Source organism: Thioclava sp. F34-6 (genome assembly GCF_002213235.1).
GTDB lineage: Bacteria > Pseudomonadota > Alphaproteobacteria > Rhodobacterales > Rhodobacteraceae > Thioclava > Thioclava nitratireducens.
In genome coordinates, this window is record NZ_NBOA01000004.1 from 192,530 (window position 1) to 208,871 (window position 16,342).

Below are 16,342 nucleotides of genomic sequence, written 5' to 3' on the forward strand. Positions count from 1 at the left end.
TCGATCAAAAGGCGGGCGCGATGGCGAAGAAAAAGTCGAAGGACACCAAGGAGCTGAAGGCCAAGGTCAAAAAGCTCCGCGCCAAGGTGAAGGCGCTGAAGTCCGACCTTTCCGACGCGCCCGCCCCTGCCGCGCCTGCGGCACAGACCAAGGCGAAATCGGTCACGATCTCGCCGCTCGCCCCCGCGAAATTTCCCGATCTTCCGGAAATCGCGGGGGTCGAATTCGCCTCCGCCGCGGCGGGGGTCAAATATGCCGGCCGCACCGACGTGATGCTGGCGCGGATTGCGCCGGGCGCTTCGATCGCGGGCGTGTTCACCACGTCCTCCACCCGCGCGGCCTGCGTTCTCGATTGTCAGGAAAAGCTTGCGATGCGCGCGCCGGACGACGCCGGTGCCGCGATCATAGTCAACTCCGGCAATGCCAACGCGTTCACCGGGAAACGCGGTCAGGAGAGCGTCGACAAGGTCACCGGAGCGGTGGCCGAAGCGCTCGACATGCCGATCAGCCGCGTGTTCTCCTCCTCCACCGGCGTCATTGGCGAGCCGCTTCCCCATGACAAGATCGTCGCGGTGATCGACAGCCTGACGCAGCGCCTCTCCCCTGCCGGGATCGAGGATGCCGCCCGCGCGATCATGACGACCGATACCTATCCCAAAGGCGCCTTTGCCGAAATTCAGGGCGAAGGCGGCAAGATCAAGATCGCCGGGATCGCGAAAGGCTCCGGGATGATCGCGCCGAACATGGCGACGATGCTGGTCTATATCTTCACCGATGCGAAAATCACGCCGGCGCGGCTGCAAAAGATGCTGTCGCGGCAGGTGGATGACACGTTCAACGCGATCACCGTGGACAGCGATACGTCAACCTCGGATGCGCTGATCGTCGCGGCGACCGGGAAATCCGACGCCGCCGAGATCGCCGATCTGCGCTCGGAGCCGGCGAAGGCGTTCGAGGCCGGTCTGCGCGGCGTGATGATGGATCTCGCGCATCAGGTCGTGAAAGACGGCGAAGGCGCCACCAAGTTCGTCGAGATCCGCGTGACGCGGGCGCGCTCGAACGAGGACGCGCATAAGATCGCGATGTCGATCGCGAATTCGCCGCTGGTGAAGACCGCAATCGCGGGCGAGGACGCGAACTGGGGCCGCGTCGTGGCGGCCGTCGGCAAGTCCGGGGCCGAGGCCGATCGCGACAAGCTCAAGATTTCCTTCGGGGACATGGTGGTGGCCGAGAAAGGCTGGCGCGTGCCGGATTACTCTGAGGAGACCGCGAGCGCCTATATGAAGAATGACGAGTTGGTGATTGGCGTCGATCTCGGGGTCGGTCGCGCATCGAAATCGGTCTGGACCTGCGATCTCACCCACCGCTACATCGACATTAACGCGGATTATCGTTCGTGAAGATGGTTCTGGTATCCGCCGTCGCCCTGATCGACGCCGACGGGCGCGTGCTTCTGGCACAGCGCCCCGAGGGCAAGTCGATGGCAGGTCTGTGGGAGTTTCCCGGTGGCAAGGTCGAGCCGGGCGAGACTCCCGAGGCCGCGCTGATCCGCGAGCTGGACGAAGAACTGGGCATCCAGACCCATCAGAGCTGCCTCGCGCCGCTGACCTTCGCCAGCCACGCCTATGACGACTTTCACCTGCTGATGCCGCTCTTTGCCTGCCGCAAGTGGCAGGGGATTGTCAGCCCCCGCGAGGGACAAACGCTCGCCTGGGCGCGGGCGCGCGATCTGCGCGATTACGAGATGCCGCCAGCGGATATCCCGCTGATCCCCATTCTGCGCGACTGGCTCTGAGCGGAGTCCGGACGCGATTAACCTTCGTGATCCTATCCGCAATCTCTCGCACCTGCCCAGCCTCGGTTCACTTATTTGTCGCGGATCCTCCAGAGCTTGCGCTTCTAGCGGGCGCGCAAAGTAAGAACCGCACGCCCAGAGCCCGCAAATCATAACCACAAATGCAAAACGGGGGCGCGAAGGCCCCCGTTTTCATATCTGTAGGATGGTCCCGAAGGATCAGAGCGTCCGCTCGACCTCTTCGCGCTCGAAAATCTCGATGACATCGCCGGGGCGGATATCGTCGTATTTCTCGAAGGCCATGCCGCATTCCTGACCGGAGGGCACTTCCTTGACCTCGTCCTTGAAGCGCTTGAGCGTCTTCAGCGTGCCTTCGTGGATCACCACGTTGTCACGCAGCAGGCGCACGCCAGCCGAACGACGGGCGACACCCTCGGTGACGCGGCAACCAGCAACCTTGCCGACGCCGGTGACCTTGAACACTTCGAGGATCTCGGCATAGCCGATGAAGTGTTCGCGAATCTCGGCCGACAGGAGGCCCGAAGCGGCAGCTTTGATGTCGTCCACCAGATCGTAGATGATCGAGTAGTAGCGGATCTCGACGCCCTTCTGGTTCGCGGCGTTGCGCGCAGGCGCATTGGCACGAACGTTGAACCCGATGACCGGCGCGTTGGACGCCTCGGCCAGCGTGATGTCGGATTCGGTGATTGCACCGACGCCCGAATGCAGCACACGGACGCGCACCTCTTCGTTGCCGACCTTCTCGAGCGCCTGAACGATCGCTTCCGCCGAGCCCTGCACGTCGGCCTTCACCAGCACGGGCAGTTCGGTGACGCTTTCGTCGGCCTTGGCTTTCGCCATCAGCTGTTCCAGCGTCGTCGCGGCACCGGCAGCGGCGCGTTTGTCCTTCGCAGCCTGCTCGCGGTATTCGGCGATCTCACGGGCCTGCGCCTCGGTCTCGACGACGTTGAGAACGTCGCCAGCCTCGGGCGTGCCGTTGATGCCGAGCACCTCGACCGGAACCGACGGACCGGCCTCATCGACGCGGTCGCCCTTGTCGTTGATCAGCGCGCGGACCTTACCCCACTGCTCGCCGACGACGAAGATGTCGCCTTTGCGCAGCGTGCCATTCTGCACCAGCACCGTCGCGACCGGACCACGGCCAACGTCGAGCTTCGCCTCGATCACCGCACCTTGCGCGGCGCGATCGGGATTCGCCTTCAGTTCGAGCAGTTCGGCCTGAAGCGCGATCGCTTCGAGCAGTTCGTCGAGACCCTTGCCAGTCTTCGCCGAAACTTCCACGTCCTGCACGTCACCCGACATCTCTTCGACGACGACTTCGTGCTGCAGAAGCTCGGTGCGGACCTTCTGGGCGTTCGCCTCGGGCTTGTCGCACTTGTTGATCGCGACGATCATCGGAACGCCAGCGGCCTTCGAGTGATTGATCGCTTCGATGGTCTGCGGCATCACCGAGTCATCGGCCGCCACCACGAGCACCACGATATCGGTGACATTCGCACCGCGTGCACGCATCGAGGTAAAGGCCGCGTGGCCGGGCGTATCCAGGAAGGACAGCGTCGCGCCGCTCTCGGTCTGCACCTGATAGGCGCCGATGTGCTGCGTGATCCCGCCTGCCTCACCCGAGACGACGTTCGCCTTGCGGATCGCGTCGAGCAGCGAGGTCTTGCCGTGGTCGACGTGACCCATGATCGTGACGATCGGCGGGCGCGGCTGCAGATCTTCTTCCTTGTCGTCGACCTGATCGATGACTTGCTCGACATCCGCATCCGACACGCGCACGGCCTTATGACCGAATTCCTCGATCACATATTCGGCGGTATCGGCGTCGAGCGTCTGGTTCGCGGTGACCATCATGCCCATCTTCATGAGCGTTTTGACCACATCCGCGGCGCGCTCCGCCATACGGTTGGCGAGCTCCGACACGATGATCGTCTCGGGGAGCTGCACTTCGCGGGACTGCTTTTCAGCACGCTGCGTACCGCCCATCGCCTTCTGGCGCGCTTTTTCCTGCTTGCGCTTCATCGCGGCAAGCGAACGCTGGCGGCCTTCGCCACCCGAAAGCGCATCGCTCAAGGAGAGCTTGCCCGAACGGCGGTTGCCGCGGTCGTTGCCCTTGTTGTTACGATCGTTGTTGCGATCGTTGCGCGTGTCACGCTCGCGATCCGTCTTGCGCGGACCCGAGGAGGAGACGCCCTTGGTCTCGGCGCGGGCAGCCGCTGCTTCGACCGCGGCCTGATCGACCGGCGCATCTTTCTTCGGTCCGCCCTTGCGGATCTCTTCTTTCTTCTTGTCGCGAAGTTCGGCCTCGCGCTTCTTGCGCTCGTCCTCTTCTTCCTTGGCCTTCAGGGCCGCTTCGCGTTCACGCTCCTCGCGCTCCTTGGCCTCAGCCTCGGCGCGACGACGCTCGCGCTCTTCTTCGCGGGCTTTTTCCTCGGCCTCGCGGGCGGCGGCCTCTTCGGCCTCGCGCGCCTTCGCGGCCTGAAGCGCCTTCAGGCGACGCTCCATCTCGGCGTCGGAAATCCCGGCGGGGCGCTTCGACGGATCGCCAAGGGAGGGTTTGTTGCCCCCGCCCTTACCAGCGCCTGCCGCCGGTTTGTTCAGCACCCGCTTCTTGCCTTTCGTCTCGACCACGACGTTCTTAGTGCGCCCGTGCGAGAAGCTTTGCTTCACCTGCCCGGGGCGCCCGCCGCCCAGTCCGAGAGTCTTTTTGCCGTCCGTATCGCTCATGCCGTCTTCGTATCCTTCATGGCGGTCTTGCCGCCGTCCTGCTTGCGTACGCCCGCAAGCCTCGATGCGTCTTCAATTACGCGCCGGGTGAGGCCACCGGCTGCAAGCGCGCCGTGTATCGCACGATCGCGGCCGAATGCCAAACCCAATTCCTGAGAGGTGAGGCAGCCGAACCAGCGCCCGCCTTCGGGCGTCCAAAGCTTGCCCTTGCCCCTGTCCGAGCCGTCGCTTGCCTGTAGCAGCACTTTCGCGCGCCCCTCGGCCAGCCAGCTCTTGACCTTCTCGAAGCCGACAATCGCTTTGCCGGCCTTTCGCTCCAGAGAAATAAGCTCCACAACGCGAGAGGCAAGGGCCTGTTCCACCAATTCCACCAGATTCTCAGGGGTTTTGACCGCCTGCTTGGCTGCACGGGGGAACAATCCCTTTTTCATCGCCGTCTCGATGATGCCGCGATCGGACGTCACCCAGATTCCGCGGCCGGGCAGCTTGCCCGCCACGTCCGGGTAGACCATCCCGTCGGGTCCGACCACGAAGCGGACAAGCCCCGCCTTCGGCTGAACATCGCCGGTGACGATGCAACGCCGTTCGGGCTCGTCGTGATTTTTCGGCTTTCCGCCGCGACTCATCTAAGCTCCTCTCCGGTCGGGACCGAGGCTTACGCCTCGGCCTCCTCCGCGGTTTCCTCTTCGCCTTCGTCTTCCGCGTCGCCTTCCAGCTCGGACGGGTCAACCCAGCCCAACTGAATACGCGCGGTCATGATCAGGTTCTGCGCCTCTTCGAGGCTCACGTCGAATTTCTCGAGCAGACCTTCATCCTTCACGCGCTGACCGTCGACCGTGGTCCAGCCACCGGCCAGTTCCCAGTCGGCGCAAGTCGCGAAATCTTCCAGCGTCTTGACGTCGTCTTTCGCGAGCGCCTCGATCATCTGCGGGGTCAGGCCTTCGAAGTCGAACAGCGACTGCTCGACGCCCATTTCCTTCGCCGCCTCCAGCGCCTTTCGGTTCTGCTCTTCGATCACGTCGCGGGCACGGGCCTGCAGTTCGCCTGCGGTGTCCTCGTCCACGCCTTCGATCGACAGCAGCTCGTCCATCTCGACATAGGCCACTTCCTCGAGCGAGGTGAAGCCCTCGGCCACGAGGAGCTGCGCGAAGAACTCGTCGAGGTCCAGCGCGTCGACGAACAGCTTGGTGCGCTCGGCGAATTCGGCCTGACGGCGTGCCGATTCCTCGGCCTCGGTCAGGATGTCGATGTCGAGACCGGTCAGCTGCGAGGCCAGACGCACGTTCTGACCGCGGCGGCCGATGGCGAGCGACAGTTGCTCGTCCGGCACCACGACTTCGATCTTCTGCGCTTCCTCGTCGATCACCACTTTCGACACTTCGGCCGGCTGCAGCGCGTTCACGAGGAAGGTCGCCTGATCTTCGTTCCACGGGATGATGTCGATCTTCTCGCCCTGAAGCTCGCCGACGACGGCCTGTACGCGCGAACCGCGCATACCGACACAGGCGCCGACCGGATCGATCGAGTTGTCATAGGAGATGACGCCGATCTTCGCGCGCGAACCCGGATCGCGGGCCACGGCCTTGATCTCGATGATGCCGTCGTAGATTTCCGGCACTTCCATCTTGAACAGTTCGGCCATGAATTCCGGCGCGGTGCGGCTGAGGAAGATCTGCGGGCCACGGGTCTCGCGGCGCACGTCTTTCACATAGGCACGGATACGGTCGTTCGGGCGATAGCTCTCGCGGCCGATCTTCTCGTTGCGGCGCAGAATCGCTTCGCCACGGCCCACATCGACGATGATGTTGCCGTATTCCTCGCGCTTGACGATGCCGTTGATGATCGTGCCGACGCGGTCCTTGAACTCTTCGTACTGGCGATCACGCTCGGCTTCGCGGACCTTCTGCAGGATGACCTGCTTGGCCGATTGCGCGGCGATGCGGCCCAGATCGACCGGCGGCACCTCGTCGACGATCTCATCGCCGACCGAGGGATTTTCGAGATACTGCTTCGCCTGCTCGACGGTCAGCTCGGCCTGATAGTTCTCCAGATCCTCGTCTTCGACGACGGTGCGGACACGGGTGAAGGTCGCCTTGCCGGTCTTGCGATCGATCGAGACGCGGATGTCCATCTCCGCGCCGTAACGCGACTTCGCCGCACGCGCGAGACTCTCTTCCATCGCCTGGATCACCAGATCCGGGTCGATCATCTTTTCGCGCGCCACCGCCTCGGCGGTCTGCAGAAGCTCAAGCTGGTTGGCTGCCGTGATGGCCATCTCAGTTCTCCTCCTCGGGGGAATCGTCAATCTCGTCAAATTCAGCTTCGTCGACGCCTTCGGTCGCCTTCTTCTGGCGCAGCATCTCGTCGATCAGCTCATCGGTCAGCACCAGCTTCGCATCTGCGAGCCAGTCGAACTGGAGGCCGATCACGACGTCTTCGCCGTTCTCGTCCAGCTCGATCAGGATTTCCGAGCCTTCGGTGCCGCGCAGGATACCCTTGAAGCGCTTGCGCCCGTCGATCTGCTCGGAAGTCTCAATCTTCGCCTCGTAGCCTTCCCAGATGTCGAAATCCTTGAAGCGCGTCAGCGGGCGATCGATGCCGGGCGACGACACTTCGAGCGTATATTTGTCCTCGATCGGGTCTTCCACGTCGAGGGCCGCGGACACGGCAGTCGAGATCGCGGCGCAATCGTCCACGACGATGCCGCCATCGGGGCGGTCTGCCATGATCTGAAGCGTGGCCGTCTTGCCGCCCTGCAGCCGCAGCCGCACGAGCTCGAAGCCCAGCCCCTCGATCACGGGGGTCACGATCTCGGCCAGACGCCGGTCGATGGCGGTCTTGGCGATCAGGTCGGTCATGTCTCTCTTTCCGATCCTACAAAAACAAAAAACGGGCCGTTGCGGCCCGTCACACGTTTCCGGTGGGCGTCAGGTTTGGACCCCGGCGCGCCGCTGTTGAAGGCGATATAGTCCTGTATCGCAGATTCCGCAAGTGGAATCAGGTTTGGGCACCCGCCCTCGGGTTGTCGCGCCAGACGCGGAAGTTCAGCGCGCCCGCCAATGTCAGCCAGACGAGATAGGGGAAGACCAGCAATCCGGCCAGCATATCGAGCTGCAGGAATGCCAGCATCATCGCCGCTACGGCGACCCACAGACAGATCAGGACGAGGAGCCCGAGCCACAACCGATGCGCCCCGAAGAACACCGGCGTCCAGAGCGTGTTCAGCGCGATCTGCACCGCAAACAGCGCAAGCGCGATCTGGCTTCCGGCCTCGGGGGCGATGCGCGCCGCAGCGTAGGCGACCGAGACATAGAGATAAGTCCAGGCCACGGGAAACACCCAGTTCGGCGGCGTGAAGCCCGGCTTCTTCAAGCCGACATACCATTCGCCCGGCTTGAAGATGATGCCGGTTGCAGCCGCAGCCGCAGAGGCCGCGAGAAACAGCAGGAAATAGGTGAGCGTCATGGCGGCCTCGATGGAAATCCGGTGTCAGATCAGGATCTAAGCTCATCCATCGCGCGGACAAGCCCGGCTGTGATCCCCGGCTCGGAAAGCGCATGTCCTGCCATCGGCACCAGCTGAAGCTTCGCCAGCGCCCAGCCCTGCGCCAGCCGATAGGCCGAAGTCGGCGGACAGATCATGTCGAGCCGCCCCTGCACGATCGTCGTCGGGATATGCTCGATCTTGTAGCGGTCGCGCAGGATCTGGCCGTCCTCTTCAAGGAAGGCCGCGTTCTGGAAATAGTGGTTCTCGAGCCGCGCGAAGGCACGCGCGTAATCGGGCGAGGCTTCGCCCGGCGGACCGTCATAGCGCACCGACGCCAGCGCGTTCTCCCACATCGCCCAGTGCCGCGCATAGCGCGCTTCGGCCATGTAGTCGCCCGAAAAGAGCCGCTTGTGATAGGCGCCGATCAGATCGTGCTGCTCGTCCTCCGGAATCGGACGCCGGAAATTCGCCCAGAGGTCGGGATAGAAATTCCCCGCGCCGCCGCCGTAGAACCAGTCGAGCTCCGCCCGCGTCGCAAGAAAGACGCCCCGAAGAATCAGGTTCGAGGCCCGGTCGGGATGCGCCTGCGCATAAAGCAACGCCAGTGTCGCCCCCCAACTGCCGCCGAAAACCATCCACCTGTCGATGCCGAGCGTCCGGCGGATCTGCTCCATATCCGCGATTAGATGCCATGTCGTGTTGTCGGCGACGCTGGCATGCGGGCGCGACAGGCCGCAGCCGCGCTGATCGAACAGGATGACCCGGTAATGCTGCGGATCGAAGAATCGCCGCATCGTCGGCGAGCAGCCGCCGCCCGGTCCGCCGTGGCAGACGACGACTGGCTGGCCCTCGGGATGGCCGGATTGCTCGACATAAAGAATATGGCCATCGCCCACGTCGATCCGGCGCTGATCGAAAGGCTCGATCGGCGGATAAAGATGGGCGCCCGATGCGCGCTTTTGCCCTGCAGTTCTGTCCATATCCGGACTATATAGAGCAAAAGGCGCGCCCGCCATGGGCTGCCCTAAAATCAATGCGAGGAGAGCAATGGCAGATCCGGCAAACAGCATCGACCCGTCCGAAGTCGCCAAATTCGAAGCGATGGCCGCCGAATGGTGGGATCCGAACGGCAAGTTCAAACCGCTGCATATGCTCAACCCCTGCCGTCTCGACTACATCACCACCCAGATCGCCACCCAGTTCGGTCGTGACCTGAAAGCGCCGCGCCCGTTCGAGGGGCTGCGCCTGCTGGATATCGGCTGCGGCGGCGGGCTTCTGTCCGAACCGATGGCGCGGCTCGGGGCCGAGGTCGTGGGGGCGGATGCCGCCGAGCGAAATATCCCCGTGGCGCGGCTGCATGCCGAACAGTCGGGGCTCGAAATCGATTACCGCCATTGCGCGGCGGAAGATCTGGCCGCGAAGGGTGAGCAATTCGATGTCGTCCTCGCGATGGAGATCATCGAACACGTCGCCGATCCGCAGGGCTTCGTGAACACTATCCAGAGCCTGATGAGGCCGGGCGGGCTGATGATCTGCTCGACGCTGAACCGCAATCCGAAAAGCTACATGGTCGCGATCATCGGCGCCGAGCGGGTGATGCGCTGGCTGCCGGTGGGCACGCATGAATGGTCGAAATTCGTCACGCCCGACGAGCTTTACGAGCTGTCGCGCAACGCAGGCCTCGACCCGGTCGACCGCCGCGGAATGGTGTTCAACCCGCTGGCGTGGACATGGTCACTCTCGGAGCGCGATCTTTCGGTGAATTACGCCATCGCAGCGGTGAAGCGGTAAGGGGCGCTGCCCCTCTGCCTTCGGCATTCACCCCGGGATATTTCGGCCAACACGAAGAGAGGTGATTTTCGCCCCGGGTCAAATATCCCGGGGGTCTCTCTGAAAGAGACGGGGGCAGCGCCCCCTCTTACTTCTTCTTCGGACGGAAGGCTTTGATCCGGGCAGGATCGGTCTCGATATAGCCCGCGCCGATCAGGTCGAGGCAATAGGGCACGGCGGCGAAGACCGCATCGAGGCAGGTCGCGATGGCCGAGGGTTTTCCCGGCACCATGATGATCAGCGATTTTCCCGCGATCCCTGCCGACTGGCGCGACAGAATGGCGGTCGGCACTTCGAGCAGCGAGGCGCGGCGCATTTCTTCGCCGAAGCCCGCGAGTTCCTTCTCGATCACGTCGAAGCAGCCCTCGGGCGTCTCGTCGCGCGGCGCGGGACCGGTGCCGCCGGTGATCAGGATCAGATCGGCTTCCGCCTCGACCAGCTCGCGCAGCTTTGCCGCAACGCTCTCGCGCCCATCGGGGATGATGTGACGCTCGATCTCCAGCGGCGAGGTGACCACGCCGCGGAGATAGTCCTCGCAACCCGGACCGCCCTTGTCCTCGTATTCGCCCCGGGACGCGCGGTCGGAGACGGTGACAATGGCGGCCTTGGGCTGCGAAAAACTCATTTCTTCACTCGCGCGTTGCGGGTTGCGATCAGCTTCAGGCGCAGCGCGTTGAGCTGGATGAAGCCCGCCGCGTCTTTCTGATCGTAGGCACCTGCGTCCTCCTCGAAGGTCACATGGGCCTCGGAATAGAGCGAATAATCCGACCAGCGCGCCACGGTCCGGGCCGCGCCCTTGAAGAGCATCAGCTTCACCGTGCCGGTGACATATTCCTGCGTCTTGTCGATCAGCGCCTGCAGCGCCTCACGCTCGGGCGAGAACCAGAAGCCGTTATAGATCAGCTCGGCATAGCGCGGCATGATCGAATCCTTCAGGTGGCCCGCGCCGCTGTCGAGCGTGATCTGCTCGATGCCGCGGTGGGCCTCCAGCAGGATCGTGCCGCCGGGAGTCTCGTAGACGCCGCGCGACTTCATGCCGACGAAGCGGTTCTCGACGAAATCGAGACGGCCGATGCCGTGCTTTTTGCCGTATTCGTTCAGCTTGGTGAGGATCGTCGCGGGCGACGTCGCCTCGCCGTTGATCGAGACCGCGTCACCCTTCTCGAAACCGATCTCGATATATTCGGGCTCGTTCGGAGCCTGCGTGATCGGATCGTCAGTGCGCTGGTAGACGTAATCGGGCGCCATATCTGCCGGGTCTTCCAGCACCTTCCCCTCGGACGAGGTGTGAAGCAGGTTCGCATCGACCGAGAAAGGCGCTTCGCCGCGCTTGTCCTTTGCGATCGGGATCTGGTTGGCCTCGGCGAATTCCAAGAGTTTGGTGCGCGAGGACAGATCCCATTCGCGCCACGGCGCGATCACCTTGATCGACGGGTCGAGCGCATAGGCCGACAGCTCGAAGCGGACCTGATCGTTGCCCTTGCCGGTCGCGCCATGCGCCACCGCATCGGCGCCGTGCTGATGCGCGATCTCGACGAGATGCTTGGAGATCAGCGGGCGCGCGATCGAGGTGCCCAGCAGATAGAGCCCCTCGTAGACCGCATTGGCGCGGAACATCGGGAAGACGAAATCGCGGACGAATTCCTCGCGCGCGTCTAGGATATGGATATTCTCGGGTTTGATGCCGAGCATCTCTGCCTTCTTGCGCGCCGGCTCGAGTTCCTCGCCTTGGCCGAGATCGGCGGTGTAGGTGATGACCTCGCAGCCGTATTCGGTCTGCAGCCATTTCAGGATGATCGAGGTATCGAGGCCGCCCGAATAGGCAAGCACGACTTTCTTGGGCGCGGACATACGGCATCTCCCGGTTTTCTTGTTCCGCGACGGAATAGAAGCTTTTTTTCCAATGAACAAGGGCCCCCCCGAAGGACGGCCCTTTCGCATCGGCTTTAAGCGAGATCAGCTCTCGGTGGCCGAATCCACGAGCGGATCGGTGGTTTCCCCGGTCGCGGCGAGATCGCCTTCGACGGTGCCGTCCCCGGTCGTGCCGTCGCCGGTCGCCACATCGCCATCGGCGGGCGGCTCTGCCGTCGCGGTCTCCGGCGGGGGCAGGTCAAGCAGTTGGTGCAGATAGGCGAGCGCCTCGGGCGAAAGCTCGCGACCGTTCGAGGCGGCGAGAAGCGCATCGTTTTCGTTCGTAGCGGAGTTCGCGATCTCGGTTTCCAGATCGGTGACCTTCTGCTGCGCAGCGGCCAGATCGGCCTCATAGGTCGTCGCTGCCGCCAGTTCTTCCTCCAGCGGCGCGAGCTGCGCATCATAGCCCTCCGCCTCGGGGTCAAGCGCGTCGATATCAGTTTGGATATCCTCCACGCTGCGGACATCCTGCGATTCAAGTGCCGCCAGCGCATCCTGCGCGTCAGTCAGGTCCTGCTCGGCCTCGGCCGCAGCCAGAACCGTGTCGCGATAGGCTGCAATCCGACCCACCTGGCTGTTCGGCGAGGCGTTGGCGAGCGCTGTCGCGCTGGCATGGGCGGCATTCAGGCCTTTCAGCTCGGAGGCCAGCGCACCGTGATTGCGCAGCTCATCCTCGCTCAGGCTCGGCTTGCCGTTCGGACGCGGCGACTCGTTGACCGCGTATTCGGTCGGGGTGGTCGAGCGTTTCTTCGTCGCGGTCGTACCGCGCGACGCCGTCTTCACGGTGGAACGGCTGGTGTGTTGCGACTTGTTGTTAAGTTTGCCGGAGAAGAGATCGTCGAGGAATTTCGCCGGGCCGCCGCCATGCGTGGCAGCTTTGCCGGAATTGCCCGGGCTCGTGGGACGCCCGGCCGATGCGGATTTACCCGCCGCGCCGGATTTGCCGCCCGCGTGGCCGTTGCCGTCCCCGTTGCCGCCGCCATGGCCACCGCCATTGCCGCCACCGTTCCCACCACCATTGCCGTTCTTGGCAAACGCGGCATCCGCGCCGGTGAAATGGCTGGTCGCCACCGGGGCGACGACGAAGCTCGCCGCGACAAGGGCGACGATCGAAGTTTTTCTCAGGCGCATGCGGCCCTCCTCTTTTTGTTGCTCGCGACACGTTTTCAGCACGAATACCGTCGAAAGTGGGCAAAAAAGCGGCGGCCTTTGCAAAATGCGCAAAGCTTCGCCCAAAGCGCCCCCGGGTTGCGCGTAGTCCCGCCGAACGGCCTTCCCCCTTGCAAGAGCGGTGCAGCTTCGTCATGGCTTTCCTTATGAGTGAGTTCGCCCTTTCCGCCCAAGCCGCCACCCGCGCGCTGCGTGCGCTCTTCGAGCCGACGCCGCTGCAACTCAATGCGCATTTGTCGAAACGCTTCGAGGCGGAGGTCTGGCTCAAGCGCGAGGACCTGACGCCGGTGCGCTCCTACAAGATTCGCGGCGCCTTCACCGCCATGCGGAAATTGCGCGAACGCGACCCCTCGGCGGCGCATTTCGTCTGCGCGAGCGCCGGAAACCATGCGCAGGGCGTGGCCTTCGCCTGTCGGCATTTCGGCGTGAAAGGCACGATCTTCATGCCGGTCACGACGCCGCAGCAGAAGATCGACAAGACCAAGACCTTTGGTGGCGATGCGGTCGAAATCGTTCTGACCGGCGACTATTTCGACGACACGCTCGCCTCGGCGCAGGAATTTTGCCGCGACGCCGGAGCGCATTTCCTCGCCCCGTTCGACGATCCGGATGTGATCGAGGGACAGGCCTCGGTCGGGGTGGAGATCCTCGACCAACTGGGCGGCGCGCCGGATATGGTAATCCTGCCCGTGGGCGGCGGGGGCTTGGCCGCGGGCGTCACCGGCTATCTTCGCGCGACCGCCCCCGGGACGGAATTCCGCTTCGTCGAGCCCTTGGGCGGTGCGAGCCTGACCGCAGCGGTCAAGGCGCATGAGCCCGTGACGATTTCGCAGGTGAACAGTTTTGTCGACGGTGCCGCAGTCGCCCGGATCGGCGCGCGCCCCTTTGCGGAGCTTGGCTGGGTCACGCCCGAGCAAGTCCATCTTGCGCCGGAGGATCGCATTTGCATCACGATGCTCGAGATGCTCAATGTCGAAGGCGTCGTATTGGAACCCGCCGGCGCGATGTCGGTCGATATTCTCCCGGAACTGGCCGATACGATCCGCGGCAAGCGCGTGGTCTGCGTGACCTCGGGCGGCAATTTCGATTTCGAGCGGCTGCCGGAAGTGCGCGAACGCGCCCAGCGCTATTCGGGCCTGAAGAAGTATTTCATCCTTCGCCTGCCGCAACGGCCCGGTGCCCTGAAGGATTTCCTTCAGATGCTTGGCCCCGACGACGACATCGCGCGCTTCGAATACCTGAAGAAGTCGGCGCGGAATTTCGGCTCGGTCCTGATCGGGATCGAGACCAAACGCGCCGAGAACTTCACAGAGCTCTTCGCTAAGCTCGACGCCGAGGGCTTCGTTTGGCGCGACATCACCGAAGACGAGACCTTGGCCGAGTTTCTTATTTAACGCCTCCTTTCCGATAAGCCGCCCATCATATGGGGGCGTTAGATTTTCGTTGTCCTTGCACTGCGCCGCATTGATGCGTCCGCCGTTCGATAGTTACGGCCCCGCTTCGGTAGCCGAACCAATCTTCGAACTCTGGCCGTAACCACGCTTGTGATCTTCCGTTCTGCGCAATGCAGCGCTTGGCGCGATCTACCTGGCACCTTACCTATGCGGCCGGGGTGAATTCCGATAGCCGCCCCATGAATTGCAGTTTGGACAAGCTGTAGGTCTCGCGGATCGCGCCCAGATCGACCTCCGCGGAGCGTCCGGCGGCCGCCATGCGCTCTCCTTTCTGACAGGCACCGCCGAAATCGCGAAAGCCGAGATTCCAGGCAGAGCCTTTCAGGAAGTGCAGATCTTCTTCGACCCGATCGGGGCGCCCGCCAAGCGCCATCACGACGGCCTCGACCTCGTCGAGAAATAGATCCACGACCTCGGAAAAGCCCTCTGCGCCTATTTCAGAGCGCAATTCCTGTACCCGTTCCCAATCAATCATCGCGCCCTCCAGGCCAATCGATCCGACACCACCCGACGCTGACCATAGGGCCGCACCCTTTCGATTTTCTTAACGCCTGAGCCGGCCGGTTTTCACCGAATCTTAGGGACTCTGCGGTTTCAATGGTTGCAGAGGTTTCGGATGATGCAGATGGCGCAAAGACACGAGGTTCCCGTTGGCGCGAGCCGACCACCCTTGGCGGGCACGGCGCGGCACGTTCTGGTCGTGGACGACAGCCGGATGCAGCGCCGCATTCTGTCGGCGCAATTGTCGCGCTCCGGCTATCAGGTGAGCGAGGCTGAAAGTGCGGAAGAGGCAATCGCGATCTGCGCCCAGTGCGAGCCGGATATCGTGATCTCGGACTGGATGATGTCGGGGATGAGCGGCCCCGAATTCTGCCGTATCTTCCGTGACTTGCCACGACGCAGCTACGGCTATTTCATCCTTCTGACCACCAAGGCCGAGAAGACGGACGTCACGCGCGGTTTGGAAAGCGGGGCCGACGATTTCCTCTCGAAACCAGTCAACGGAGAGGAGCTTCGCGCAAGGCTCAGCGCGGGAACCCGCATCCTCAAGATGCAAGAGGAACTGACCGAGAAGAACCGACTGCTGCACGCGGCGCAGGAGGTGATCGACCGCGACCTGCAGGAGGCACGCAAGCTACAGCAGAGCTTGGTGCGGGTACGTCACGCACAGTTCGAAGCGGCGGAGGTCTCGTTGCTCTTGCAACCGGCGGGCCATGTCGGCGGCGACCTCGTCGGGTACTTTCCGATCAACGAACGCCGGGTCGGCCTTTACGGCATCGACGTGTCGGGACATGGCATTACCTCGGCTCTGATGATGGCACGGATTGCGGGCTACTTCTCCGCCGCCACCCCCAGCCAGAACCTCGCAATCTACCGTAACGAACAGGGTGAATTGCGCGGCCGACGCCCGGCGGACCTTGCGCGACATCTCAACGAGCTCGTGCTGAGCGAGATGAACACCGAAACATATTTCACGCTAATCTATGCCGATATCGACCTGCGCACCGGCAAGGCGGAACTGGTGCAGGCCGGGCACCCCTATCCGGTCCTGCAACGGCGCAACGGTACGGTGGAGTTTCTCGGCGAGGGAGGACTACCGATTGGTCTGATCGAAGGCGCCACCTACGAAACCTTCACCGTTCAACTGACCCCGGGAGACAGGCTGGTTCTGGTTTCGGACGGAATCACCGAAGCCTGTGACCGAGACGGCGAGATGATCGATCAGACCCGACTGGCCCGGATGCTCCGCAAGTTTTCCGGGATGGCGGGCCCAGCGCTGCTGGATGCGATATATCGCGAAACCGAGCAGTTCGCCGAGGGCGAAATCGCGGACGATGTCTCGGCGGGCGTTCTGGAATTTCACGGCCCCGGCAGCACCGCGCGACGATCAGTGCTCGTTTCGGATAATGGCGACTGTGACCCGATTGCAGAAACGACAGGAGGATGA

The 16,342-nt window shown here is 63.3% G+C and carries 15 protein-coding genes; 5 read left to right on the forward strand and 10 right to left on the reverse strand.

From position 1 onward, the window contains the following. Positions 1 to 20 precede the first annotated feature (20 nt). The gene (gene argJ, locus B6V72_RS09890; protein ID WP_088735462.1) at positions 21 to 1,400 is read left to right on the forward strand and encodes a bifunctional glutamate N-acetyltransferase/amino-acid acetyltransferase ArgJ; all 1,380 of its coding nucleotides are present in this window, start codon (positions 21 to 23) and stop codon (positions 1,398 to 1,400) included. Next, on the forward strand, positions 1,397 to 1,795 hold the full coding sequence (mutT, locus tag B6V72_RS09895) for an 8-oxo-dGTP diphosphatase MutT (protein WP_075775231.1): 399 nt from the start codon (positions 1,397 to 1,399) through the stop codon (positions 1,793 to 1,795). The genes argJ and mutT overlap by 4 nt, the downstream gene beginning before the upstream one ends. A gap of 219 nt (positions 1,796 to 2,014) precedes the next feature. On the opposite strand, the gene infB is transcribed toward mutT, so the two are convergent. The 6 genes from infB to pip form a co-directional block, all read right to left on the reverse strand. Beyond that, positions 2,015 to 4,543: a translation initiation factor IF-2 gene (infB, locus tag B6V72_RS09900; RefSeq protein WP_075775230.1), complete on the reverse strand. Its 2,529-nt coding sequence runs from the start codon at positions 4,541 to 4,543 to the stop codon at positions 2,015 to 2,017. Continuing rightward, positions 4,540 to 5,169, reverse strand: coding sequence for an RNA-binding protein (locus tag B6V72_RS09905; protein WP_088735463.1), 630 nt, complete (start codon positions 5,167 to 5,169; stop codon positions 4,540 to 4,542). The genes infB and B6V72_RS09905 overlap by 4 nt, the downstream gene beginning before the upstream one ends. Before the next feature lie 29 nt (positions 5,170 to 5,198). Further along, complete coding sequence (gene nusA / locus B6V72_RS09910) at positions 5,199 to 6,818, reverse strand: transcription termination factor NusA (RefSeq protein ID WP_075775228.1); 1,620 nt, start codon at positions 6,816 to 6,818, stop codon at positions 5,199 to 5,201. A gap of 1 nt (position 6,819) precedes the next feature. Further along, the gene (gene rimP / locus B6V72_RS09915; protein ID WP_075775227.1) at positions 6,820 to 7,401 is read right to left on the reverse strand and encodes a ribosome maturation factor RimP; all 582 of its coding nucleotides are present in this window, start codon (positions 7,399 to 7,401) and stop codon (positions 6,820 to 6,822) included. A 139-nt stretch (positions 7,402 to 7,540) separates the two neighbouring features. Beyond that, positions 7,541 to 8,008 carry a TspO/MBR family protein gene (locus B6V72_RS09920; protein ID WP_088719891.1) on the reverse strand — a complete coding sequence of 156 codons (468 nt, stop codon included), beginning with the start codon at positions 8,006 to 8,008 and terminating at the stop codon, positions 7,541 to 7,543. Between the two features lie 29 nt (positions 8,009 to 8,037). Continuing rightward, entirely contained in the window at positions 8,038 to 9,009 is a 972-nt protein-coding gene (pip, locus tag B6V72_RS09925; protein WP_088735464.1) for a prolyl aminopeptidase, read from the reverse strand. 67 nt (positions 9,010 to 9,076) lie between these two features. Here pip and ubiG point away from each other — a divergent pair, with 67 nt between their 5' ends. Continuing rightward, a complete protein-coding gene (gene ubiG, locus B6V72_RS09930; RefSeq protein ID WP_075775224.1) occupies positions 9,077 to 9,820 on the forward strand; it encodes a bifunctional 2-polyprenyl-6-hydroxyphenol methylase/3-demethylubiquinol 3-O-methyltransferase UbiG in 744 nt (247 codons plus the stop codon). 127 nt (positions 9,821 to 9,947) lie between these two features. On the opposite strand, the gene mog is transcribed toward ubiG, so the two are convergent. The 3 genes from mog to B6V72_RS09945 form a co-directional block, all read right to left on the reverse strand. Beyond that, the gene (gene mog / locus B6V72_RS09935) at positions 9,948 to 10,484 is read right to left on the reverse strand and encodes a molybdopterin adenylyltransferase (protein WP_075775223.1); all 537 of its coding nucleotides are present in this window, start codon (positions 10,482 to 10,484) and stop codon (positions 9,948 to 9,950) included. Next, positions 10,481 to 11,710 (reverse strand): argininosuccinate synthase, encoded by a 1,230-nt coding sequence (locus B6V72_RS09940; RefSeq protein WP_088735465.1) that lies wholly within the window; start codon positions 11,708 to 11,710, stop codon positions 10,481 to 10,483. The genes mog and B6V72_RS09940 overlap by 4 nt, the downstream gene beginning before the upstream one ends. 105 nt (positions 11,711 to 11,815) lie before the next feature. Then, entirely contained in the window at positions 11,816 to 12,901 is a 1,086-nt protein-coding gene (locus tag B6V72_RS09945) for a hypothetical protein (RefSeq protein ID WP_088735466.1), read from the reverse strand. A 185-nt stretch (positions 12,902 to 13,086) separates the two neighbouring features. Here B6V72_RS09945 and ilvA point away from each other — a divergent pair, with 185 nt between their 5' ends. Continuing rightward, the gene (gene ilvA, locus B6V72_RS09950) at positions 13,087 to 14,334 is read left to right on the forward strand and encodes a threonine ammonia-lyase IlvA (RefSeq protein ID WP_075775456.1); all 1,248 of its coding nucleotides are present in this window, start codon (positions 13,087 to 13,089) and stop codon (positions 14,332 to 14,334) included. A gap of 205 nt (positions 14,335 to 14,539) precedes the next feature. On the opposite strand, the gene B6V72_RS09955 is transcribed toward ilvA, so the two are convergent. After that, entirely contained in the window at positions 14,540 to 14,869 is a 330-nt protein-coding gene (locus B6V72_RS09955) for a histidine kinase (protein ID WP_075775220.1), read from the reverse strand. Between the two features lie 150 nt (positions 14,870 to 15,019). Here B6V72_RS09955 and B6V72_RS09960 point away from each other — a divergent pair, with 150 nt between their 5' ends. Beyond that, positions 15,020 to 16,342, forward strand: a complete 1,323-nt coding sequence (locus B6V72_RS09960) for a fused response regulator/phosphatase (protein WP_088735581.1) — start codon at positions 15,020 to 15,022, stop codon at positions 16,340 to 16,342.